Source organism: Paraburkholderia sp. OAS925 (assembly GCF_040543975.1).
GTDB lineage: Bacteria > Pseudomonadota > Gammaproteobacteria > Burkholderiales > Burkholderiaceae > Paraburkholderia > Paraburkholderia graminis.
In genome coordinates, this window is record NZ_JBEUNO010000002.1 from 22,058 (window position 1) to 44,210 (window position 22,153).

General features: G+C 62.7%; 19 protein-coding genes and 2 pseudogenes. 4 read left to right on the forward strand and 17 right to left on the reverse strand.

Annotation, left to right across the window (positions count from 1 at the left end):
- Positions 1-8 precede the first annotated feature (8 nt).
- The 9 genes and pseudogenes from ABIE53_RS18905 to ABIE53_RS18945 form a co-directional block, all read right to left on the reverse strand.
- Positions 9-1,019 (reverse strand): dihydroxyacetone kinase subunit DhaK, encoded by a 1,011-nt coding sequence (locus ABIE53_RS18905; protein ID WP_006049723.1) that lies wholly within the window; start codon positions 1,017-1,019, stop codon positions 9-11.
- 48 nt (positions 1,020-1,067) lie between these two features.
- The gene (locus ABIE53_RS18910) at positions 1,068-2,069 is read right to left on the reverse strand and encodes an ABC transporter permease (protein ID WP_006049724.1); all 1,002 of its coding nucleotides are present in this window, start codon (positions 2,067-2,069) and stop codon (positions 1,068-1,070) included.
- Positions 2,066-3,603: pseudogene (locus ABIE53_RS18915) on the reverse strand (sugar ABC transporter ATP-binding protein). Before ABIE53_RS18915 ends, ABIE53_RS18910 begins: the two are co-directional and overlap by 4 nt.
- 62 nt (positions 3,604-3,665) lie before the next feature.
- Positions 3,666-4,775 carry a sugar ABC transporter substrate-binding protein gene (locus ABIE53_RS18920; RefSeq protein ID WP_192699887.1) on the reverse strand — a complete coding sequence of 370 codons (1,110 nt, stop codon included), beginning with the start codon at positions 4,773-4,775 and terminating at the stop codon, positions 3,666-3,668.
- 64 nt (positions 4,776-4,839) lie between these two features.
- Positions 4,840-5,511: an L-fuculose-phosphate aldolase gene (locus ABIE53_RS18925; RefSeq protein WP_192699886.1), complete on the reverse strand. Its 672-nt coding sequence runs from the start codon at positions 5,509-5,511 to the stop codon at positions 4,840-4,842.
- Positions 5,508-6,587 carry an S-methyl-5-thioribose-1-phosphate isomerase gene (gene mtnA / locus ABIE53_RS18930; protein ID WP_029970307.1) on the reverse strand — a complete coding sequence of 360 codons (1,080 nt, stop codon included), beginning with the start codon at positions 6,585-6,587 and terminating at the stop codon, positions 5,508-5,510. Before mtnA ends, ABIE53_RS18925 begins: the two co-directional genes overlap by 4 nt.
- A gap of 16 nt (positions 6,588-6,603) precedes the next feature.
- Complete coding sequence (gene mtnK, locus ABIE53_RS18935) at positions 6,604-7,872, reverse strand: S-methyl-5-thioribose kinase (RefSeq protein WP_029970306.1); 1,269 nt, start codon at positions 7,870-7,872, stop codon at positions 6,604-6,606.
- Between the two features lie 49 nt (positions 7,873-7,921).
- On the reverse strand, positions 7,922-8,383 hold the full coding sequence (locus ABIE53_RS18940; RefSeq protein WP_376915841.1) for a GntR family transcriptional regulator: 462 nt from the start codon (positions 8,381-8,383) through the stop codon (positions 7,922-7,924).
- 4 nt (positions 8,384-8,387) lie between these two features.
- Positions 8,388-8,618 carry a FadR/GntR family transcriptional regulator gene (locus ABIE53_RS18945; protein ID WP_376915843.1) on the reverse strand — a complete coding sequence of 77 codons (231 nt, stop codon included), beginning with the start codon at positions 8,616-8,618 and terminating at the stop codon, positions 8,388-8,390.
- A 360-nt stretch (positions 8,619-8,978) separates the two neighbouring features.
- On the opposite strand from ABIE53_RS18945, the gene ABIE53_RS18950 reads away from it, so the two are divergent.
- On the forward strand, positions 8,979-9,743 hold the full coding sequence (locus tag ABIE53_RS18950; protein WP_006049731.1) for a Crp/Fnr family transcriptional regulator: 765 nt from the start codon (positions 8,979-8,981) through the stop codon (positions 9,741-9,743).
- Here the strand turns inward: ABIE53_RS18950 and ABIE53_RS18955 are convergent.
- The 4 genes and pseudogenes from ABIE53_RS18955 to ABIE53_RS18970 form a co-directional block, all read right to left on the reverse strand.
- Complete coding sequence (locus ABIE53_RS18955; protein ID WP_192699885.1) at positions 9,718-10,374, reverse strand: aspartate/glutamate racemase family protein; 657 nt, start codon at positions 10,372-10,374, stop codon at positions 9,718-9,720. The two genes, ABIE53_RS18950 and ABIE53_RS18955, sit on opposite strands and share 26 nt — an antisense overlap.
- A 30-nt stretch (positions 10,375-10,404) precedes the next feature.
- Positions 10,405-11,922, reverse strand: coding sequence for a sugar ABC transporter ATP-binding protein (locus ABIE53_RS18960; RefSeq protein ID WP_192699884.1), 1,518 nt, complete (start codon positions 11,920-11,922; stop codon positions 10,405-10,407).
- Positions 11,922-12,864 (reverse strand): annotated as a pseudogene (locus ABIE53_RS18965) (sugar-binding protein). The gene ABIE53_RS18960 and the pseudogene ABIE53_RS18965 overlap by 1 nt, the downstream one beginning before the upstream one ends.
- Before the next feature lie 57 nt (positions 12,865-12,921).
- Complete coding sequence (locus ABIE53_RS18970; RefSeq protein ID WP_114157528.1) at positions 12,922-13,923, reverse strand: ABC transporter permease; 1,002 nt, start codon at positions 13,921-13,923, stop codon at positions 12,922-12,924.
- A 244-nt stretch (positions 13,924-14,167) separates the two neighbouring features.
- Here ABIE53_RS18970 and ABIE53_RS18975 point away from each other — a divergent pair, with 244 nt between their 5' ends.
- On the forward strand, positions 14,168-15,067 hold the full coding sequence (locus ABIE53_RS18975) for an NAD-dependent epimerase/dehydratase family protein (protein ID WP_006049736.1): 900 nt from the start codon (positions 14,168-14,170) through the stop codon (positions 15,065-15,067).
- A gap of 54 nt (positions 15,068-15,121) precedes the next feature.
- Here the strand turns inward: ABIE53_RS18975 and ABIE53_RS18980 are convergent, their stop codons facing one another.
- Positions 15,122-16,627, reverse strand: a complete 1,506-nt coding sequence (locus tag ABIE53_RS18980) for a methyl-accepting chemotaxis protein (protein WP_376915847.1) — start codon at positions 16,625-16,627, stop codon at positions 15,122-15,124.
- On the opposite strand from ABIE53_RS18980, the gene ABIE53_RS18985 reads away from it, so the two are divergent.
- Positions 16,596-16,898, forward strand: a complete 303-nt coding sequence (locus ABIE53_RS18985; protein ID WP_376915849.1) for a hypothetical protein — start codon at positions 16,596-16,598, stop codon at positions 16,896-16,898. The genes ABIE53_RS18980 and ABIE53_RS18985 overlap by 32 nt on opposite strands.
- Before the next feature lie 82 nt (positions 16,899-16,980).
- On the opposite strand, the gene ABIE53_RS18990 is transcribed toward ABIE53_RS18985, so the two are convergent.
- From ABIE53_RS18990 to ABIE53_RS19000, 3 genes are all read right to left on the reverse strand, one after another.
- Entirely contained in the window at positions 16,981-18,351 is a 1,371-nt protein-coding gene (locus ABIE53_RS18990) for an MFS transporter (RefSeq protein ID WP_114158066.1), read from the reverse strand.
- A 156-nt stretch (positions 18,352-18,507) separates the two neighbouring features.
- Positions 18,508-19,893: an MFS transporter gene (locus ABIE53_RS18995; RefSeq protein WP_107709626.1), complete on the reverse strand. Its 1,386-nt coding sequence runs from the start codon at positions 19,891-19,893 to the stop codon at positions 18,508-18,510.
- Positions 19,894-20,091: 198 nt separating this feature from the next.
- Complete coding sequence (locus ABIE53_RS19000; RefSeq protein WP_192699881.1) at positions 20,092-21,183, reverse strand: porin; 1,092 nt, start codon at positions 21,181-21,183, stop codon at positions 20,092-20,094.
- A 308-nt stretch (positions 21,184-21,491) separates the two neighbouring features.
- Here ABIE53_RS19000 and ABIE53_RS19005 point away from each other — a divergent pair, with 308 nt between their 5' ends.
- On the forward strand, positions 21,492-22,070 hold the full coding sequence (locus tag ABIE53_RS19005; RefSeq protein ID WP_006049741.1) for a UbiX family flavin prenyltransferase: 579 nt from the start codon (positions 21,492-21,494) through the stop codon (positions 22,068-22,070).
- Positions 22,071-22,153: the final 83 nt, after the last annotated feature.

Consider the following 22,153-nt stretch of genomic DNA (forward strand, 5'->3'; position numbering starts at 1 on the left):
GGACCTCTTCAGGATGCCGTGCCGTCGCGGAAGAACGGCGAATTCGCCGGCGCTTCGAGCAGCGCCTGAAGCTCGTCGTCGAGCAGCATCACCGTAATGGATGCGCCCGCCATCTCGAGACTCGTCACGTATTCGCCGACATAGGAGCGCGCCACCTTCAGGCCGCGATCCGCGATCAGGCGCGCCGAACGTCGATAGAGCAGATACAGCTCTTCTAGTGGCGTCGCGCCGAGGCCGTTGACGAGCAATGCCACGCGTGAGCCTTTCTCCGCGTCGAGGTCGTCGAGAATTTCGCGCGTGATGCGCTCCGCAATGGCATCCGCGGATTCGAGCTTGCCGCGGTGCGTGCCGGGCTCGCCATGAATACCGATACCGATCTCCATCTCGCCTTCAGGCAGCGTGAAGGTCGGCTTGCCGGCAGCGGGCAGGATCGTCGGCGACAGGCCGACGCCCATGGTGCGGCAACTGGCGTTCGCCTTGCCGCAGATGCGCGCCACGTCGTCGAGCGAATCGCCGCGCTCCGCTGCCGCTCCCGCGCATTTGAACGCGAACAGCATGCCCGCCACGCCGCGGCGGTCCGCGGCGCGCTCTTTCGGTGCGGAAGCGACGTCGTCGGTCAGCACCACTGTCTGAATTTCGATGCCCTCCGGCTCGGCGAGATCGGCGGCGAGATCGAAGTTCAGCACGTCGCCGCCGTAGTTTCCATAGACGTAGAGCACGCCGGCGCCGCCGTTCACGGCCTTGGTCGCCTCCAGAATCTGCTCGGCGGACGGCGACGAAAAGACGTTTCCCACCGCGACGCCGCTGCACAAACCCTCGCCCACGTAGCCGAGAAAGCCGGGCAGATGACCCGAACCGCCGCCCGTCACGATGCCCACGCGCCCCTCTTTGGGCGCGTCCTTGCGGACCAGCGCCCGCTTGTCGGCCGTTGCGCTTTTGATCCACGCCGGATGGGCGGCAAGCAGCCCTTCGATAATCTCGTCGACGAAGACATCCGGTTCATTGATGATTTTCTTCACGTGCTGCTCCTCCGGTTTTGGGGTGCTTTCACAGATGCAATAAGGCGCTTACTGCTTGCGCCGCTGACTGAGCGCATCCAGCAGGACCGCCGCGAAGATGACGCCGCCCTGTATGAACTGCGTCCAGAACGGATTGACGCCGAGCAGCGACAATCCCACATTGATCACGCCGATCAGCACGACGCCGATAAACGTTCCGACAATCGACCCGCGCCCGCCGGCAAGCGACGTCCCGCCAATCACGACCGCCGCGATGACCTGCAACTCCAGCCCGTTGGCCGCGGAAGGCAGGGCGGAATTGAGCCGCCCCGCCAGCACGATCCCGGCAATCGCCGCCGTCACGCCGGCCAGCATGTAAGTGAGGAACACGACGCGATGCACGGGGATGCCCGCAAGACGCGCGGCTTCCTGATTGCCGCCCACTGCGAACACCTGATGGCCGAACGTCGTCTTGCGCAACAACACATGGCCGATGGCGAAGATCACCAGCATGACGATCATCGGCATGGGCAGGCCCGCGACCGTCTTCGCGCCGAACGCGGTGAAGGCATTCGGGAAATCGAACTTGGTGCGGCCGTCCGAAATGGCGAGCGTGAGGCCGCGCGCCATCGCCATCATCGCGAGCGTGACGATGAAGGGCACGAGCCGCAGCCACGCCACCGCGAGGCCGTTCAACGCTCCCGCGGCTGCGCCGACCGCGAGCGCCACGCATAGCCCCGCAATGCCGAGGCCGACCGCGCCCGGCGTGGACCCCGCCATCACAGTCGCGGCGACCATGCCGGTCAACGCGACGAGCGAGCCGACCGAAAGGTCGATCCCCGACGTGATGATCACGAAGGTCCCGCCCACCGCCGCTATGCCGACCACCGACACCTGCACCATGATGTTGGTCAGCGTGCTGGTCGTCAGAAACTCGGGCGATGCAATCGACAACGCGATGCAGATCAGCACGAGCGCCGCGAACAGTGGCCCGATTCCGCTCCTCAGTTGGCGAATCACGCGGCGCGACAGCGCCTCCGTATCCGCGCGGTTGGCTGCCGTGGAGGTCATGCGCCTGCTCCTGTTGTAGCCCATTGAATGACAGCTTCGGAATGCGCGTTGTCGCGCGCAATTTCCGTCACGATGCTGCCGCGATACATCACGAGCACGCGATCCGACATGCCGAGCAGTTCCGGCAATTCGGAACTCACCATGACGACCGCAGCGCCCGCGCGCGCCATCGACACCATATGCGCGTAGATTTCCGTCTTCGCCCCTACGTCGATGCCCCGCGTCGGCTCGTCGAGCATGATCACAACGGGTTGTGTTGCGGTAGCGCGCCCGAGAATCACCTTCTGCTGGTTGCCCCCGGACAGCGTGCCCGTGACCTGCAGGACCGACGACGAACGCACGTTAAAGCGCGTGCTGGCGTCGCGTGCCAGTTTCCCGCTTTCTGGCGCGGCTGACGAATCCGCCCGTGGCCAGCGCCTTCAGACTGGACAGTGCGATGTTTTCTTCGATGCTGGCATCGAGCACGAGCCCCTCCAGCTTGCGATCCTCGGACGTATAGACGAGGCCATGACGCACGCCTTCGGTCGGCGAATGATTCGAGATCTTCCTGCCCTTGACGCGTATCTCGCCGGCCGTCGCAGGCAGCGCGCCGAAGATCGTTTTCAGCAGTTCGGTGCGCCCCGCGCCCGCGATTCCCGCTATGCCGACAATCTCGCCCGCGCGCACCTTGAAGCTCGCATTGCGCAGCAGCGGCGCACTGGCGAGATCACGCACCTCGAGCACGACATCGCCGTAATCGCGCGGCTCCCACGGATAGAACGACTCGAGATTGCGCGCGACCATCGCCTGCACGAGTTCGGCTTCGGTCCATTGCGACATGGGACGCGCGCCGACGGTCGCGCCGTCGCGCATCACGACCGCCGAATCGGCCAGCTCGAACACCTCTTCCAGATGATGCGAAATGAAGATGATGCCCATGCCCGCCGCCCGCAGCCTGCGCACTACAGCGTACAGATTGACGATGTCCTGGCTTTGCAGCGCGGCGGTCGGCTCGTCCATCACGAGAATGCGCGCATCGCGCGTAATGGCTTTCGCAACTTCGACCAGTTGGCGCTTGTTGAGCGGTAAATCGCCGAGGCGCATCCACGGCGGCACATCGTCGAGGCCCACGCGCGCGAGCGCCGCCCGCGCGAGCCGATTGGCTTCGCGCTGCATGAGGAAACCTTTGCGCGCCGGCATGCGGCCGAGAAACAGGTTTTCCGCCACCGTCATGTCGTTGATCAGCGAGAGTTCCTGATAGATCACGGCGACGCCTGCGTCGATGGCCGCATGGGTGCCGCGCGCCAGCGGCACGCCGTCTATTTCGATCGTGCCTTCGTCGGGCTCATACGCGCCCGACAGCGTTTTGACGAGTGACGACTTGCCCGCGCCGTGTTTCGCCGACGATCGCCATCACATGCCCGGCCTGCAATTCGAGACTCACGCCGCGTAACGCCTTCACGCCCGGAAAACTTTTGACGATGCCCTGCATGCGCAGCAGCGGCACAGGTGTCTCGACGGGCACGCGCTCCCGTTCTTCGGCTTGCACTGTCATGTCGCCTCATTCCGTTTGCGGGCTGCGCGCACCGTCCGCTGCAACGCAGCCCGCGACCCGTCTTACTGTTTGACTTCCTCGGACCACAGCCCATATTTCTTCGTCGCATCCGAATCGATATTGGACTTGTCGATCAGCAGGGTCGGCCACGCATAGTTCGCCGGCACGTCCTTTTTCGCGGTGTAATCCGCGACGAATTGCAGCGACTTGGCGGCCATCTGAATCGGGTTCTGCGAAATGGTCGCGTCCTGCTTGCCCGCGCGAATCGCCGACAGTGCCTGCGCCGTGCCGTCTGCGCCGATCACCAGAATGTGCTGCTTGTCGTCGAGCGGCTTGTAGCGGCCCGCATTGTCGATGGCCTTTTCCGCGCCGACCGTGTTGTCGTCGTTAGCACCGAACACCGCGTCGATCTGAGGATACTTCTGCAGGATATTGGTCATCGCGTTGAGCGACTTCTCCTGATCGAATGCGCCTTCCTGACGCGCGACCACCTTGATGTCGGGATACTTGGCGATCTCGTCGCTAAAGCCCTTCTCGCGATCGGTGGCGGCCGTCGTGCCGACGAGCCCGATCAGGTCGACCACGTTGCCTTTCGCCGAGCCGTAACGCTTCGTCAACTGGTCGGCGATCCATTTGGCGGCCGTCTGCCCTAGCGCAACGTTATCGGATGCAACAAAAGACGTGACCTTGCCGCCATCCGAACCACGATCCAGCGTGAACACCGGAATGTTCATCGCATTGGCTTTTTCGACAGCGGGAATGATGGCCTTCGAATCGATCGGATTGAGTACCAGTGCTGTCACGCCCTGGCTCAGAAGATTGATGGCGTCGTTGACCTGCTGCTGCGCGTCGCCGTTCGCATTGGTCTGCACGAGATCGAAGCCCTGCTCCTTGGCGCCCTTCTCCACGCCCGCCTTGAGGCCGACAAAGAACGCATTGTTGAGCGTAGAGACCGAGAAGCCGATCTTCGTCTTGCCGCCCGCTGCGTTCGCCACGGGCGCGCTCGCCGGCGCGCTCGCGGCTTCACTCGCGCTGCCGGTCGAGCTGCTGCCGGTCGAACTGTTGTCGCTTTTCGAACACCCGGCAAGCGCGGCTGCCGCACACAGCAACACCGCGCAGGTCGATTTACCCAATACGTCCCATCCGTCGAATCTTGCTGAACTCCAGGCCATAGCTGTCTCCGTTGTAGGATTTCTTCACTGCGATGCGAACGACCACTTCCTTCAAGCAAGCGTGCTAACGCTCGGCTTCCTTGCGCCTGCCATACGTCTTGAACTTTTCGAGCACCTCGTCCATCTGCTCACCCGACAGAAGCGGCGGCGCTCCCAGTTGACAGGCGAGCAGATACTGCCTTGCCAGCACTTCCACTTCGTGCGCGAGCCAGACGGCGCGCGCCAGATCGACACCCAGCGCGACCACGCCATGATGCGCAAGCAGACACGCGCGGCGGTTCTGCAACGCCGTGAGCGCATGGTCCGAAAGCAACTGTGTGCCGAACAGCGCGTACGGCGCGCAGCGAATCGAATCGCCGCCTGCTGCCGCCACCATGTAATGCAGCGCCGGAATGTCGCGTCCATGAATTGCCATCGCCGTGGCCGCGATCGAATGCGTATGCACGACCGCATGCATCTCCTGCCGCGCGCGAAGAATGTCGCGATGAATGCGCCATTCGGACGACGGACGCTTTTCGCGCAGCACGTCCGCGTCGTCGGCCACGTCGAGCGATAGCCACACGATGCTGTCTTCGCGCAGCTCGCGCGCCGGCACGCCGCTCGGTGTGATCAGAAAACCATCGCCGAGGCGCGCGCTCACGTTGCCCGAAGTGCCCTGGTTGATGCCGAGCCGCTCCATCTCGAGCGAGGTCTCGACAATGTCCCGGCGCAACGCGCGCTCCGTTGCCGCACTCATGCCGCGTTCCCTGCCGCCGGAAAGAGACTGCCGAGCGATCGTTCGAACGGCGCCCTCACGATGCCGCGTTCAGTAATGAAACCCGTGACGAGTTCTTGCGGCGTGACATCGAATGCGGGATTGCGGACCTTGATGCCCGGCGCCGCCGTGCGTTGTCCCGCGATATGCGTGACTTCTTCGTCGCAGCGCTCCTCGATTTCGATTTGCGCGCCGCTCGGCGTGCGAAAGTCCAGCGTCGACGACGGGCACGCCACGTAGAACGGTATGCCGTAATGCTTCGCTGCAATGGCAACCCCGAGCGTGCCGATCTTGTTGGCAAAGTCGCCGTTGGCCGCCACGCGGTCGGTGCCGACGATCACCAGGTCCACGAGTCCCTGCGACATGATCGAAGCGGCCGCGCTGTCCATGATCAGTGTCACGTCGACGCCCGCCTGCTGCAATTCGAACGCGGTGAGACGCGCGCCTTGCAGCAGCGGCCGCGTTTCGTCCGCGAATACCTTGAAGGTCACGCCTTCGCGATGCGCTGCGTAAATCGGCGCGGTTGCAGTGCCTAGGCCAGTCGTGGCAAGCGCCCCCGCGTTGCAATGCGTGAGCACGCCGCTGCCCTGTCCGATAAGCGGCATGCCATGACGGCCGATGCCTTCGCACAGCGCCTGGTCTTCCGCATGGATCTGCTGCGCCTCGTCGACGAGCGCAGCGTAAAGCGCAGCGGTATCGCTTGCGCCGCACGTGAGCGCACGTTGCAGCATGCGTCTGAGGCTCCAGCTCAGATTGACGGCAGTGGGACGCGCGGTGTCGAGCCAGCGTGCGCGCCGTTCGAGTTCCGCCCGAAACTGCGCGAGCGGCAATGCGCGGGCATCCTGAACAGCGACGCACAGTCCATACGCCGCCGCGACGCCGATGGCCGGCGCGCCGCGCACCCGCAATTCGTGAATGGCTCGCCACACTGCGGCTGCATCGGCGACATGCTCCACGACGATCTCATGCGGCAGGCGAGTCTGATCGAGCAGCAGAAGATCGCCGTCGCGCCATTCGATCGTAGGGGCCAGCGCGGGGAACAGGGACTGCGCAACCATGAAAGCTCCGTGTGCGTTAAACGTGTACAGGCGTCTCGCGGCGAATCTCGCGCGCGAGCATGGCGACCTGCTCGATGTCGGTGAGCGTCTCGCGTTCGACGAGCAAGGCTTCGGCGCAGCGCAGACAACGCACTTCGATTCGCGCCCGCGCCTGCGCATCCGGTATGCGCGTGATGTCGGCGACCTTCGCCATGCCGACGATGCGGCGGATCATCTTGCAGCCGGCAAAACCGAGCGTATCGGCAAGCAGGCGGCGCATGAAATGCGCGCAATAGCCTTCGAGCGCGCGTGTCTGCCCCTGTCCGCCGATGAAGCGGCGCTCGCTGCGGCTTTCGTGATCGCGCCACAGCGCAACGAACTGCTCGCTAAAGCCGTTCCATATGCCGATCACCTGAGCCAGCAGCCATTCCTCGTAAGCCGCCGGGTCGCCTCCGTCAGCACGGCCATGCCAGTCGCGCGAGAAATAGGCCAGAAGGAGATTGGCCAGCACCGCGCCGATGTCGAAACCCATCGGCCCGTAGAAAGCGAACTCCGGATCGATCACGAACGTCTCGTCCTCGTTGACCATGATCGAGCCGGTATGCAGATCGCCGTGCAGCAAGGTCTCCGCGCGGTTCATGAATGCCCACTTCATGTCGCCCGCGGCAATGCGCAACGCTTCGTTCGTTCTCAAACGTTCAAGCGCGGATAGCGGCAAGGCCGGGCTATAAATATTCGACGGATGATCTTCGAAAGGAAACGTGAACACCAGATCTTCAGTGATCCTGCACAGTTCGACATTGACGGCTGCGCTCACCGCCTGCTTTTTGATGTCGGGCGCAAGGAACAGATCCGAGCCATGAAAGAGCGTGTGCGCGAGATAGGTGGACAGATGCGCCGCGAGCTTCGGATAGGTCATGCCGCTCATCAGCCCTTGCCGCAAAATGCAATGCGACGCGAGCCGTTGCATGACCATCAGAAAACGCTGGCTGTCGGCGTGATACACCTTGGGCACATGCTGCGGGCAAAGCGCGCCGAAGCGGCGCAGGGCCGCGACTTCGTGCTCCATGCGCTGACACGACAGCGGCCACGTCTTGCCGACCAGCCGCAAAAAGGGCGGAGCCTGCTTGACCACGACGCTGCGCTGCGGCGCCTTCGCATTCGTCACGAAGTACACATAATTCAGATTGCCGTCGCCGACTTCGGCGACGTCCAGATCGTCCGGCTCGCCGAGCAGCGCGCGCACCTTGGGAATGGCGCCGAGATACGCTGCGAGCTCGCTTGCGGTAAAGGCTTCAAACTCCATCGGTGCCTCCTCCGATGTTGCTTCCGGCGCTCATCGACCAAAGACGTCTTTAGCGACGCTTGCGCACCAGGTCGAACTTGAAGATGCTCGTGTTGTAGTAGTCGTTGCTATAGCAAAGCGGCTCGCCGCTCTGATCGAAATCCACTTCGTCCAGCAGCAGAAACATGCCGAAACCATCGCCCAACTCGGGCAGATCGCGCGGCGTGAGAATGGTGGGCTGTATCGACGTGTGCGTATGCGACAAACGCCGGCCAGTCCGCGCGAACATGCCGAATAGCGATTCGCCCAATTCACCCTGCGCCTCGTCGAAAAGCGTTTTCGGAATCGTGTCGATGCAATAAGCGGCAATTGCATCGTCGGCGCGGCGCACCCGTTCGATGCGGATGCAACTGTCGCCGGGCGCGATTCCAAGCTTCTCGGCAAGACTCTCCGATGCGGCAATGCTGTCCATCTGAATACGGCTCGTGGAAGGTACGGCGCCCACGCTCCTGATCATGTCAGTTACAGACATCAGATCATCGAGGCCACCTTGCAGCTTCAACGAAATTTGTCTGATGAAGGTGCCGCGCCCACTGAATCCGTGAAAGCAGTCCATGCGAGATCATTTGCGCCACTGCTTCGCGCAAACTCGAACGGCCGACGCCAAGCAGTTCGCAGAGCTCCAGCTCAGTAGGAATCTGGTCACCCGGCTTGAGCTTGCGCTCACGAATCATGGTCAGCAGCGACTCCTGAATCTTGTCGCTCATCGATCGCTCTACGCTCAGGCGCATGTTGTCTCTCGCTCGTCACTGCGCCCAATATACATCAGACATCTGATGTTTTTGTAGGGAGTTTCCCTTGGTTTTTTCTCGCGTCTGCCGCCCTTCACGAGCCGCGAATTGTGTCGCACGCGCAGCAAGTCCGGACGCTCATCCTTGTCGATGCACGCTTCTCGCCGCGCTGCGTTGCGCAAAATCCGGCTTGCGCGGCGACGCCTTGCAAAGTGCTGAACGCGCTGTGCCGAGCGCGTTTTTATGGTCGGTGTGTAGAATGAATCGCACAACGCCGCGCTATTACAAACGCCTGAATGGGCGCTGCATTCGCAAGGCAAATTTAAGGAGACGACAATGTGGTTTGTCGGCAAGAGCGAACTGCTCTCTTTGATCGAATGTCATTGCCTCGACGAGGTCATGCCTGCCTTTAGCGACCATCGCACGCTGCGTAAGAACGCCGTCATCTATCGGCCGGACGAATCGAGCGAGCACGTGTACCTGCTCAAGAGCGGCAGCGTAAGGCTCTACCGTCTGACCGAGGACGGCCAGGAAATCACGCTTGCGTTCGTGAAGGCGGGCATGATTTTCGGCGACGGCGACGTGCTCAACGAAGAGAACTATTCCCATCACGCGCAGGCGCTGACGCCGAGCATGGTCTGCTATATCCGCAAGGCCGATTTCAAGGAACTGCTCGCGCGTTACGACGTCATCAATCAGTTCGTGCTGCGCAATCACTATCTGCGCTGGCAGGAAGCACAGCAGTTGATCGAGAATCTCTCGCTGCACGATGTCAGAAAGCGGCTCGTCAACATCCTCGTCATGTTCGCCGGCCAGGTCGGTGCGGCCCACGAGCACCCGGAGCACGGCGATACCATCCTGATCGACTTGCCGATCGCACAGGACAAGCTGGCGGAATTCATCGGCACGTCGCGCGAATCCGTCAACCGGCACTTCAGCGACCTGAAGGCGGAAGGCTTCGTCGACATGCACGAGCGCAAGATCGTGCTGACGCCTGCGTTCGTCACGCGCTACATCACAAGAGCGCCCAGCTTTACGGCCGTACCGGCAAGCGCAAGCCAGGCGCCGCGCGAGTTCAGAGCGCCGCTAATGCGCGCTTGACCGACGCCACGCCGCTCTGCGGACTGGACAGCACAGGCACCGGCAGCGAGCCGAGCGACGGCACGAGGCGCGCCATCGAGACTTGCGCGAGCACGATCACATCCACCTGTCCAGCAAGCTCGATAATCGCGCGTTTGAGGATGTCGTCGTGCTTCGCGGCGTCGCCCGCAAGCAGCGCTTCGAATGCGCCTTGCGCGATGCATTCCGTCACCTCGATCTCAACGCCGCGCTCGACAGCCTTCCTGCGAATGAGGCGCACCGTGGGCTCCAGCGTCGTGGACACGGTAGCGACCGCGCCGATTCGCGGTCCGAGCGCGCAGGCCTCGTCAGCCATCGCTTCGTCCACCTTGACGATTGGCGTGCGGATCATGCCGCGCAGCAAATCGGTCGCCTCGCCCACCGACGAGCACGCGTTGAGAATGATGTCCGCGCCGAGCGCTTCCGCGTTCGCCATATAGCTATAAAGGCGGCGCGTTACTTCGGGCGTCAGGTGCCCCGCCGAACGCACATCGGCGAGCAGGCTGTCGTCGACGATATTGACGACCCGCGCATCGGCGAGTTGCGCGGCGAATTGCGCCTTGAGCGGGTCGACCGTGACTGGGCCGGTATGTATAACGACGATCGTGGTCATGTTCGTGTCCGTTACTTCGTTGAATGATTTTCAGGCGGTGGCGAGTGCCATCACCTTTTCCTGCGATGCTTCCGCCCTGCTCAATTCGCCGCTAATGCGGCCTTCCCGCACCGTCAGAATCCGGTCGCTCACGGCAAGTACTTCGAGAAGATCGGAAGAGATGACGATCACGCCAATGCCCTCGGCCGCGAGCCTCGCAATCAGCGCGTGCACCTCCGCCTTGGCTCCCACGTCGATCCCGCGCGTGGGCTCGTCGACGATCAGCACTTTCGGGCTGCGCGCGACCCACTTGGCGATCACGATCTTCTGCTGATTACCGCCGCTCAGGTTGACGACCTTCTGCTCCACGCCCGGCGTCTTGATGCCCAGCATGCGCACGAAATGCTGGCAGCTCTCGCGTTCTCGCGCAGGCTGGACGAACTGGAACGGCGAATAGCGCTCGAGATGCGTGAGGCTGAAATTCTCGCGCACGCTCATGCCGAGCACGAGCCCCTGGGCCTTGCGGTCTTCGGTAACGAAGCCCATGCCGGCTCTGATTGCATCGTGCGGATTGCGGATCTCCACCGGCTTGCCGTCGATCCTGATCGATCCCGTGCATGCCCGCATGCCGAAGATCATTTCCATTATTTCGGTGCGCCCGGAACCGACGAGGCCGGCAATGCCAAGCACTTCGCCGCGATGCAACGTGAAGCTCACGTCGCGAATGCGGGGCGCCGCCCCTCTGACCGGTTTGAGCGACAGCGCCTGCACTTCGAGCACGGCCTCCCCGCTCGCATGAGAATCCGGCTCGCCGTAGAGTTCGCTCAACTCGCGCGCCACCATCATGCGCACGAGCGTCTCGCGGGTCATCTCGGCAATCGGCGCCGTGCCGACCGTGCGTCCGTCGCGCAGCACGGTCACGCGATCCGCGAGTTCGAAGATTTCCTCCAGACGATGCGAGATATACACCACAGCGATGTTCCGTTCCCGCAAGCGCTTGACGATTCGCAGCAGTATGCCCGTTTCGTGATGACTGAGCGACGCTGTCGGCTCGTCCATGATGATGGCCCTGGACTGCGCACACAAAGCCTTGGCGATCTCGATCATCTGCTGCTGTCCGACACTCAGTTCGCTCACGCGCGTGGCGGGATCGATATTCATGTCGATGGTGGCCAGCACCTCGCGCGCCTCGCGATACATGCGCGGACGGTCGATCAGCCCGAGCCGCGTGCGCGGTTCCCTCGCGAGAAAGATGTTCTCGCCGACGGTGAGATTGCCGACGACCGCCAGTTCCTGGTAAATGATGTTCACGCCGAGCGCGCGAGCGTGATGGCTGTCGGCCAGCGTGACTTCCTGCCCTTCGATGAGAATCGTGCCGCCTGCGTCGGGCGCATAGATACCGGTGAGTATCTTCATCAACGTGCTTTTGCCGGCGCCGTTCTCGCCGGCAAGCGCGAGCACTTCGCCCGCGCGGATCTCGAGATTCACGCGATCGAGCGCCTTGACGCCGGGGAAGGTTCTGGAGATGTTGCGCATCTCCAGAAACGGAACGCCTGTCACGGGGCTCATCACTTCGTATAGCTGGTCATGTTGTCCTTCGTGACCACGGTCACGCCCGTGTCGATGTCCTTCGGCTGCCCTTCCTGGCCCTGGATCTGCGCGACGAGATGGTCGACCGCGAGCGAGCCCATCGTCACCGGGCGCTGGACCATGATGCCCTGAATGTAGCCGTCCTTGAGACCTTTGAGCGTGTCAGGAAGATCGTCGAAGGCGAGCGCTTCGAGCTTGCCCTTCATCGCGCCGAATTCCCGCGTGTTGAGCACTTTCGCGACCGCCGGCCCGCCGACCTGGCTCACGCCGAAAATGCCCTTGAGGTTCGGATGCGCGCGCAGCGTGGTTTCGACGACCGACACGCCGCGCGCCAGGTCGTCGTCGGTGCCTTGCGTCTCGACCACCTTGATGCCCGGATACTTCGCCAGGCCCTTCTTGATGCCGGCAATGCGTTCGTTCAGATTGACCGCGCCGAGCTGCCCCGTGATGATCGCGACTTCACCCTGACCATTGAGCGCCTTGCCCATTGTCTCGGCCATGGGTGGCGCCCGCCTGTTCGTTGTTCGTGCCGATATACATGGACCGGCCGCTTTTCGGCGAATCCGAGTCGTACGTCAGCACCTTGATGCCGCTTTGCTCCGCGCGCTTCATCACGCTCTCGACCGACTTCGGCTCATTGACAGAAATCGCAATGCCATCCACGTGCCTTGAAATCAGATCTTCGATGATCTGTACCTGCGTGGAGCCCTGGGTGTTTTGCGGCACCACCCATTGGTATTTCACGCCGGCTTTGTCGGCCGCCGTTTTCGCACCCTTGTTGCAGTCGTCGAAGAACGGCACGGCGACTTTGGGAATGACGGCCACCGAAATATCTTTTGCGTCCTTCGCGTGAGCCGTTGTGCCGACCGACGCGGCCAGCGCGACCAACGCGCCCGCGGTAATACGTTGCGTGAGTTTCATGCATGTCTCCTGATGTTGTGTTCGCGGCACTCGGTATGACTCGTGTTTCTAGTGTTTCTAGCGTTCCTTGCGGCGCACGCGCCAGATGTCGATGCTGACGGCAATGAGAATCACGCAGCCGGTGATGGCCTGCTGCGCATAGGTATCGATATTGAGCAGCACCACGCCGTTCGTGATGATTCCCGCGAGCGCCGCGCCGATGATCGCGCCTTCCACGCTGCCCGCGCCGCCCGACAGGCTCGCGCCGCCGATGGCGGCCGCCGCGATCACGTCGAGTTCGGCGCCGAAACCGGAGGCCGGCTCCGCCGATACGAAGCGCGAGAACGCGATGACGCCCGCCATCGACGCGATCAGTCCGGACAGCACATAGACCGAGAACTTGACGCGGGCCGTGCGCACGCCGGACAGGCGCGCGGCCACTTCGTTGCCGCCCGTCGCATAGACATGACGGCCGAAGCGCGTCTGCCGCATGACGATGGAAAAGACGGCTGTCATCGCCAGAAGAATGACGACCGGGAAGGGCACGAAACCGATATAGCCCTGACCGACGAAGGTGAAACTGTCGGGCACGTCGGGCGTGACGGGCACGCCTTTGGTGACGATGTACATGAGGCCGCGGCCGATCGACAGCGTGCCCAGCGTCGCGATGAAAGGCGGCAGTTGTATCCACGTAATCATGAAGCCGTTGAACGCGCCGACGGCAAGTCCCACGCCGAGCCCCGCGCCGATCGCCACCGGCGCGCTGTAACCGTGCTGGAAGGCAAGCGCGGTGACGAGCGACGATAAGCCCATGACCGAGCCCACCGACAGGTCGATGCCGCCTGTAATGATCACGAGCATCATGCCGATCGACATCAGCGCGATCAGCGAAAACGAGCGGAACACGCCCATCAGGTTGTTGGTCGTGAGGAAGTACGGCGAGAAGACGCTGATCAGCAAGCCGACCAGCAGCAGCACCGACAGCACGTTCAGCTCGCGTATCCGCAGACACGCCTTGATCCGTTCCGCGGCACGCGACGGCGCAGGCTGGGGTTCCTTCTTCGACGATATTGCGGTCACCGATCGCTCCTCTTTACAAGCCCGGAACAGATCATAGAAGCGCCGGCCCGCGGAAATCTGTGACGCCCGTCATAGATCCGTATCGGGATTCACCCGTAGATTGCCTGCGGATAGCGCGATGAAAGGCTCCGTGCCTATGACGCGCGTCACAGCATTCGCGCGAGGCGCGGCGTTAGGATGCGAGTCGTGTGATCAACGGCGCGGCACAACCGGACGGCTTTATGAACTGTAAAGGAGACAAGGCATGACCAAGCGAGTGATAGTGACGGGCGGCAGCGGACTTGCCGGCAAATGGGTCGTCGAGGATCTGGTGGCGCACGGCTATGAAGTGCTCAATGTGGACCGCGTACCGATGGCCAAAGGCACGGCGCGAACCCTGATCACCGACATCACCGATGCGGGACAGGTATTCAATGCGTTCGCATCCACTACAACGGCGAAGGAATTCGACGACGACATCGAGCCCAAGCCGATTGACGCGGTCGTGCATTTCGCGGCGATTCCGCGCATTCTCGTCACGACCGACAACGAGGTGTTCCGCATCAACGTGATGGGCACTTACAACGTGCTGGACGCGGCGGCGAAGCTCGGCATCAGGAAGGTTATCGTGGCTTCCAGCGAGACGACATACGGCGTGGTGTTCGCGCATCGCCATCGCGACCCGGCGTATTTTCCGCTCGACGAGGAGTACCCGGTGGACCCGATGGACAGCTACGCCACGTCGAAGGTCATTAATGAAGTGACGGCCAAGGCGTTTCATGCGCGCACGGGCTCGGACATTTACTGCTTCCGTATCGGCAACGTACTCGATCCCGAGGACTACCGGAAATTCCCCGTCTGGCTGAAGGACCCTGCGTTGAGAAAGCGCATCGCATGGAGTTATATCGACGGCCGCGATCTCGCGGCGGCCTGCCGTCTCGGCATTGAAAAAGACGGGCTGGGCTACACGGTGATGAATGTCGCCGCCGACGACGTCTCTTCGGACCGCCCGGTTGCCGAACTGCTGAAGACCTACTACCCGAATGTGCCGGTCAAAAAGCCGCTCGGCGAGTTCGAGACCTTGCTGAGTAACGAGAAGCTCAAGCGTTTGCTTGGATGGCAGCAGGCGTATCGGTGGCGCGAGCAGGTGTCGTCACAGTCGTAAGTCGTAGGTCGTAAGCGCCGCACGCTGAGGCAAGGCCGCACCGCACCGGCATCGCTATGCGGCGCCGATGCGAAACACCGCGACTTGCCGGCTCAACTGCCGGGACTGCTCGTCGAGCAACTGGGCGCATGCGCTCGCCTGCTCGACGAGCGCCGCGTTCTGCTGCGTGATCGAATCCATCATGGTCAACGCGGCATCGACCTGCTCGATGCCGACGCGCTGCTCCTCGGCCGCGGCAGTCATCTCGCTCATTACTTCGCGAAAGCGTCCGGCTGCGTCGAGCACGGCCCGGATCGCGCCTTCCGCATGTGTTACGAGCGTCGAGCCATCCGCCGCCGCGCCGACGGAATCCACCACCAGCACGCCAATGTCCTTCGCAGCCGTCGACGCATGCTGCGCGAGAGAGCGCACCTCGGCGGCGACGACGGCAAAGCCCCGTCCATGCACGCCGGCCCGCGCCGCTTCCACGGCGGCGTTCAAGGCGAGAATATTGGTCTGGAACGCGATGCCCTTGATGATTCCCGTGATGTCCGCGATCTTCCTCGAACTGGCGTCGATGCGCGCCATGGTCTTGCTCACTTCTTCGACGGCATGATTGCCCTGGTTCGCGGCCGAGGCCGCCTCCTGCGCGACGCCATATGCTTGCTGCGCCCGCGTCGCATTGCGGCGCACCGTCTCCGTCAGACCGCTCATGCTCGCGGCGGTCTGCTCGAGCGACGCCGCCTGCTCTTCCGTCCGGGCGGACAGATCCAGCGTGCCGGCAGCAATCTCGCCAACGGCCGTACCAATCGATTCGCAACTGTCGCGCACCGCCGTTACCGTTTGCGCGAGCCGCGCCTGCATCTGATGCAGTCCGTCGAGCAGTTGTCCCATTTCATCGGCGCGGTGACGGGCAACCGTGCGGCTCAGATCTCCGGCCGCGATCGCGTCGAAGTGCGCAAGCGCGTCGCGAAGCGGCGCAACGATCGCACGGCGCAGCGCAAGCCAGCTAAACGCCGCCGCGGCGACGCCGAACGCAAGCATCGCCGTCGATCCCGCAAAGAAAAGCTTGAAGTAGTGTTCCGCGTCGTCGTAGCTGCGTTTCGCATTGGCATACAGCGAGCGTTTGAGCGTATCGTTCGCCGCGCTCATGTCGTTGAACAGCGTGCTCAACTGCGATACGCCGATCCGCTGCGCAGTCGACCGGTCACCTGACTGCAGCGCGTCGAGGAACGCTCGCATCGCGACACGCATTGCGTCGCGGCGCTGCCCCGCGGCGTCGATAAGAGACGCTTCGCCCGCTTCGTGCGGCTCGTTCACGAAACTGCGCCACTGTTCGTCCGATTGCTTGAGGAAGTCGGCGGCATGGCGAATCTGCTCGCCCGCGCGCGCGGTGTCCGTCGCGGCCATTGCACCGCCGAGCACGAGGCGGGTACGCGCCATCAACAGTTCGGCGTTACCGATGTGAACTGCAGCCGTCAGCTTGTTCTCATAGGTATCGCGCGTCGCCTGGTTCGCACGCCATGCGCCCGCCAGTCCGAGCACGCCGATGGCGATCATCAGCGCGGCGAGCAAGGCCATCGTCAGCGCAATGCGCTGCTGCAACGAAATCGCCTTGCGCAGCCCGGCAGGTGCCGCCGCACGATCTGTCGCGCCGAACGCATCGGCGTTGCTAACCGGGTCCGGTTCGGAGAACGGTGTGGCCATGTCGGCGGTGGAGGCGGTGGAGGCGTTGGAAGCGTTGGAAGCGTTGGAAGCGTTGGAAGCGTTGGAAGCGTTGGAAGCGTTGGAGGCGTTGGAAGCGTTGGAAAGGGACAGCATGATGCGAACCTCTGCTCTTGAAATCGGATAAATGCCGTGGACGCTATGACGCGTCGACTCGCGCACGGCCTTGCCCGTATATGCCGCGCCTGGTTGCGGCAAGCGGCGTTGAGTTACGCGATCGACTGGCTCGCTGCGCGGCGCCGGTTCCAGCCCAGCCAGACGGACAACAGCGCAATGAAGATGAAAACGCCCGACACGTTCATGAAAAGATCGGCAACCGGCCAATGCATCGCCAGCAAGACGCCTCCGAGCACCGAGCCGATTACCGAGCCGAGCTTGCCGATGCCGATAGCCGAGCCGACTCCGGCCGAGCGCAACATCGTCGGATACAGCATGCCGGCCACCGCATAGAGCGCAAACTGACTGCCGATCACGCATACCCCGCTCATGAACGACGCGCCGTAGAGCCAAAGAGCGGGCATCGGCATGCCGAGCGAGATGCAAACCGGAAGCCCGACCAAAGCGAGCAACAGAATCACCGCTATGCCGTAACGGTCCACGCATCGGCACAGCGCGAGCGCACCGACCGTCCCGCCGACCGGAAACATCATCGCGGCTTTCGCTGCCTGCGCCGCCGGCAGCGCGCTCATGCTGAACAGAATCGGCAGCCAGTTCTGCAGAAAATGCAGTGCGAGCGAATTCAGGACAAAGAGCGCCCACAGCAAAGGCGTCACACGGACAAGACCGTTGCCGAACAACGCGAGCGGTGTCGCGCGAATACGCTTTTCGTCCTGAACGATATAGCGCGCAGCCTGGTTTTCCGCGTCGTTGAAAACGCTGTCCGAACCGAGACGGCGAGCGATGCGGGCGACTTCGCGCGGCGCCCGCCCCCTGAGGATCAGGAAACGGACGGACTCGGGCAGCACGGCGAAAGACACGAGGGCGACCGCAATGGCCGCGACGCCGCCCACCTCGAAGAGAACCGGCCAGCCGAAGCGCGGCAGCATCCACGAAGCGATCGCGCCACCGCCGCCGGCTCCGATCGAAAAGCCCGAGAACATTAGCGTGATCCATGTCGCGCGGCGTGCCTTCGGCGCATATTCCGACACCAGCGCGACCGTATTGGGCACCACGCCGCCCATGCCGATTCCCGCAACAAAACGCAGCACGGTCAATTGATCGAGCGATGCCGCCCGGCTGCACGCAAGTGTCAGGATGCCGAACCACAACACGCCGTAAATGATCGTGAGACGCCGTCCAATGCGATCGCCGAGAAAGCCCAGCAGCAACGAACCGACGAGCACGCCGACGAGGCCGTAACCGAACACATGACCGAACTCGGTAGCCTTCACGTGCCATGCGCGGACGAGCGTGGGCGCGGCATAGGCAGCGGCGACCTGATCGTAGCCATCGATGAGCACGATCACGAAGCACCATGCAATCAGGCCCAGCGAAAAGCCGCGCAACTTCTGCCGCTCGATGAGCGCGGTGATGTCAACGGCCGGGGCAACAGCGCTGGCGCTTTCGGGAAGCACAGTCATCGCGTGTATCTCCCATCGGCGCGGCGCATGGCGCGCGCCGGCGCGCATCCACAAGCACGTTCGAAGTACGGGCTCATCGGGTCTCCGTGGCTGCGGCCGTTCGCCTGTTTGCGGCGCCGGCCGGCTGATTGTATGAACGCTTCTGTCTGGTCCGGATCAGGAGTCGCCCAGCGCGGAACGCATCTCCTTGATGCGGGCGTCGTCCTGTTTATGCTGTTCGCCGAATCGCGCCTTGTACAACACTGCCAGCACGGTCGAGAAGATGGCGGCGACGAGAAAGAGTCCGGACGCCGCGTAAAACATCTGCGAGATCGGCAGATGCATGGACAGCAGAATTCCGCCGATCACAGGCCCCGATACCGAGCCGATCTTGCCGACGGAGATTGCACTGCCCACGCCCGCCGAGCGGAACGAGGTCGGGTAAATCATCCCCGCCACCGCGTACAGCCCGTACTGCGCGCCGACCACGCAGAAACCCGTCGCGAACACGGCGAACATGAGCCACGCCTCCGACATGCCATGCCCGAGGAAAGCGACCACGGGGCAGCCGACCGCCGGCAACGAGATGATCGCAAGCACGCCGTGACGGTCGACAAAGCGGCACAGGATCAGTCCGCCGAGCACGCCGCCCACCGAGAACATCGTTGTGATGACACCGGCGCTCTGCGGATTGATGCCGACACCTTCCATCAGAATGGGCAGCCAGTTCTGCAGGAAGTACAGCGCCATTGAATTGACGATGAATACGATCCACAGCAACGGCGTGATTGCGCGCAGGCCGTCGGAGAAAATCAGCTTGAGCACAAAGCGCTTCTTTTCCTGCACTTCGCCGGGCACGAACTGCGCGTCGGCGGGAAGCGCCAGTTCGGGGCGCAGACGCGCAACGAGCTTGCGCACCGTTTCGACACTGCGCTGACGCACTACCAGCAGCTTCGCGGATTCCGGCAGCGTCACGATCAGCAGGCACGCGACCGCGAGCGAGCCGATACCGCCCACGACGAACATCACCGGCCAGCCATAGCGATGAATGAGCGCCGACGAAACCAGCCCGCCGGACCCCGCGCCGATGGAAAAGCCCGAGAACATCAGCGTCACCCATGTGGCGCGCAACCGTTTGGGCGCGTATTCGGCGACGAGCGCAACCGAATTCGGCACTACGCCGCCCATGCCGAGACCGGCGATAAAACGCAGCAGCATGAGTTCGTGCAGCGAAGTTGCCCACACCGACAGAAGCGTCAGCAGACCGAAAAACAGACTGCCCGACACGATCGCACGCTTGCGGCCAAAGCGGTCGCCGAAGTAGCCGAAGATGAACGAGCCGATCAACGTGCCGAACAGACCCGCGCCGAAGACCGGTCCAAAGCCGCCGCGTGCGACGTGCCACTCCTTGATGATGGCGGGCGCCGCGAACGACACGGCCGTCTGGTCGTAACCGTCCATCAGCATGATGAGGAAGCACCAGAACAGCAAGCCGACCGCGAAACGTCCTGTCTTCTGCTCTTCGATGAGTGTCGATATGTTGAATGTGCGCTCTGCTTGCATGTGCGTCCCAATATGCCGATCAGGCGGTGGGCGCAGTTGCCGCGCACGCCGCTTCGTTCTGTTTCCCGTTGGCGCCTGCGCCGGGAACCTCAATATACGGCCCGGCAGCGGGCGACAGAATCAAAAAATCCCGATGATGAAATCGAAATTAGTGAACAAAGCCCGCCGCGTTACCCGGCACACGGCATCCGCGTCACGTCAAAACATCTGGTTGATACCGATACGTCCAACCGTCTGCGCACTCGAACTCGACGGCTGATAGCCGAACTGCTCCGCCTTCGCATTCGTGCCCGAGGCCCGTTGCAGGCCGACGCCTGCATAGATCTGCGTGCTCTTGGACAGATAGTGCGTGATGAACAGGTTGTACTGGTTGTACGTCAGCCCCTCGAACATGGAGCGGTTGTACGAAATCCCCATCACATAGAAGCGCTTGCCGCCGCTCAGGTCGATGTTGACGCCCACCTGATAGTTGCGCTCCGTCACCGAGCCCTGCGGATCTTCGAGCTTCACGTCCGTAAAGGTGGCGTGCGGAATGAAGTCGCCCACGACCACCGAGCCGCCGACCGCTATCGTGCTGTAACGGTCGGCGTTGAACAGGGTGCCCTGCTTGAGCCGCTGACCGAGTACCGAGGTCACGCCGAAGATACCGAACAGGTCGGCCGTGCGGTTGTGCGACATCGAATACGCCGCGCCCAGTTTGACTCTGCCGTTCTGGTAGCGCGCACCCACGCTGTACTGACGCCCTTCGCTGAAGTTCGTCTGGTTGCCGAAGGCGTTCATCGCACCGGCCTGGAAGCCGCGGTAGTCGATCGATTCGTACTTCACCGAGTTGTCGAGCGCGCGCGTGTTCGCGAGGCCGTCCAGGTTGCCCACGGTGTAATACGACGAGATACCCGGCACCGAATTGTTCAACGCGCCCACGTACTCGTACACATAGTCGGGGATATGGCCGAGACTCAGCGAGCCGAAGCGGCTGTTCGTGATGCCCACGTACGCGTCCCGGTTGAAGAAGCTGGCCGGATTGATCTGCGTGCCCGTGTTGGTGAGAAAACCCGACTCCAGCCGCGCGAAAACCGCGTTGCCGCCGCCAATGTCTTCCTTGATGAGAAAGCCGAAACGGTCCGGCGTGCGCTTGCCGGCCGACTCCTGATACAGATGCCCGCCGCGCGAGTTCGTCACGAAATCGACACCCACGTCGACGCTCCCGTAGAGCGTCACCGATGACTGTGCGAACGCGGGGCACCCCAGCACCAACGCGCACGCACCTGAGAACAGACTCGTCGTTTTCAACCCATGTCTCCAATGTCTTTTTTGTCGCCGGCCGCATGTCTGCTGACCGATCCCCATGTGGGTAACAGGCGCCGGTCTGCTGCGCGGTTCGCTGCCGTCTTCCAGATGTTGCCGGGAGTGTAGCGAATGGATTTAGGCTTTTGAATCGTGAATTATTTATCAACTCATCGAACAAAACGAATAAAGCTTTTAATGGTCGGTGAAAATACCAGGCAAGCACGATTAATTGGCGCCCACGCTTCTATTAGCCAGAACCCGGTGCTACCATCCGCCGCGTCGGCATTAAGAACCTGCGTCTGGAGACTCGTATGGATATAAGAGGCATGCTGCCGCGGCGCATGGTGGTTGGAATCAGCGGCGCGTCGGGCGTCATATACGGCGTGCGGCTCCTGCAACTGCTGCGCAAGCTCGAAATCGAAACGCACCTGGTGATGAGCCGCTCGGCGCAGGTGACGCTCGCTCACGAATCGGACTTCAGCGTCGCCGACATCCGCGCGATGGCGAGCGTCTGCCATTCCAACACCGATATCGGCGCGTCGATCTCGAGCGGATCGTTCCCGGTGATGGGCATGATCGTCGCGCCCTGCTCGATCAAGACGCTGTCGGAAATCGCCACGGGCATGACCAGCGGCCTGCTTTCGCGCGCCGCGGACGTCACGTTGAAGGAGCGCCGCCGCCTCGTGCTGATGGTGCGCGAGACACCGCTGCACCTCGGCCATCTGCGCAGCATGACGGCGGTAACGGAGTCCGGCGCCATCGTCTATCCGCCCGTGCCCGCGTTCTACGCGAACCCCGAATCGCTGACCGACATGGTCGATCACACGCTCGGCCGCGTGCTCGACCTGTTCGGGCTGGACGCCGCCACGGTGCAGCGCTGGGGCATGTAGGCGTGCCGCCGTCTCTCCCGTTCAGGGCCACCGCGCCCTTGTCACAGCGCCTGTTCCGATTATCAAATTTCAGTGATGATCCA

What these genes read in the sequence shown, in the direction of transcription:
- ABIE53_RS18910 (WP_006049724.1), bottom strand. Translation starts at nt 2,069, where the DNA reads ATGACCTCCACGGCAGCCAACCGCGCGGATACGGAGGCGCTGTCGCGC.
- ABIE53_RS18920 (WP_192699887.1), bottom strand. Translation starts at nt 4,775, where the DNA reads ATGGCCTGGAGTTCAGCAAGATTCGACGGATGGGACGTATTGGGTAAA.
- ABIE53_RS18925 (WP_192699886.1), bottom strand. Translation starts at nt 5,511, where the DNA reads ATGAGTGCGGCAACGGAGCGCGCGTTGCGCCGGGACATTGTCGAGACC.
- mtnA (WP_029970307.1), bottom strand. Translation starts at nt 6,587, where the DNA reads ATGGTTGCGCAGTCCCTGTTCCCCGCGCTGGCCCCTACGATCGAATGG.
- mtnK (WP_029970306.1), bottom strand. Translation starts at nt 7,872, where the DNA reads ATGGAGTTTGAAGCCTTTACCGCAAGCGAGCTCGCAGCGTATCTCGGC.
- ABIE53_RS18940 (WP_376915841.1), bottom strand. Translation starts at nt 8,383, where the DNA reads ATGTCTGTAACTGACATGATCAGGAGCGTGGGCGCCGTACCTTCCACG.
- ABIE53_RS18945 (WP_376915843.1), bottom strand. Translation starts at nt 8,618, where the DNA reads ATGAGCGACAAGATTCAGGAGTCGCTGCTGACCATGATTCGTGAGCGC.
- ABIE53_RS18950 (WP_006049731.1), top strand. Translation starts at nt 8,979, where the DNA reads ATGTGGTTTGTCGGCAAGAGCGAACTGCTCTCTTTGATCGAATGTCAT.
- ABIE53_RS18955 (WP_192699885.1), bottom strand. Translation starts at nt 10,374, where the DNA reads ATGACCACGATCGTCGTTATACATACCGGCCCAGTCACGGTCGACCCG.
- ABIE53_RS18960 (WP_192699884.1), bottom strand. Translation starts at nt 11,922, where the DNA reads ATGAGCCCCGTGACAGGCGTTCCGTTTCTGGAGATGCGCAACATCTCC.
- ABIE53_RS18975 (WP_006049736.1), top strand. Translation starts at nt 14,168, where the DNA reads ATGACCAAGCGAGTGATAGTGACGGGCGGCAGCGGACTTGCCGGCAAA.
- ABIE53_RS18985 (WP_376915849.1), top strand. Translation starts at nt 16,596, where the DNA reads ATGGCGATCATCAGCGCGGCGAGCAAGGCCATCGTCAGCGCAATGCGC.
- ABIE53_RS18980 (WP_376915847.1), bottom strand. Translation starts at nt 16,627, where the DNA reads ATGGCCTTGCTCGCCGCGCTGATGATCGCCATCGGCGTGCTCGGACTG.
- ABIE53_RS18990 (WP_114158066.1), bottom strand. Translation starts at nt 18,351, where the DNA reads ATGACTGTGCTTCCCGAAAGCGCCAGCGCTGTTGCCCCGGCCGTTGAC.
- ABIE53_RS18995 (WP_107709626.1), bottom strand. Translation starts at nt 19,893, where the DNA reads ATGCAAGCAGAGCGCACATTCAACATATCGACACTCATCGAAGAGCAG.
- ABIE53_RS19005 (WP_006049741.1), top strand. Translation starts at nt 21,492, where the DNA reads ATGGATATAAGAGGCATGCTGCCGCGGCGCATGGTGGTTGGAATCAGC.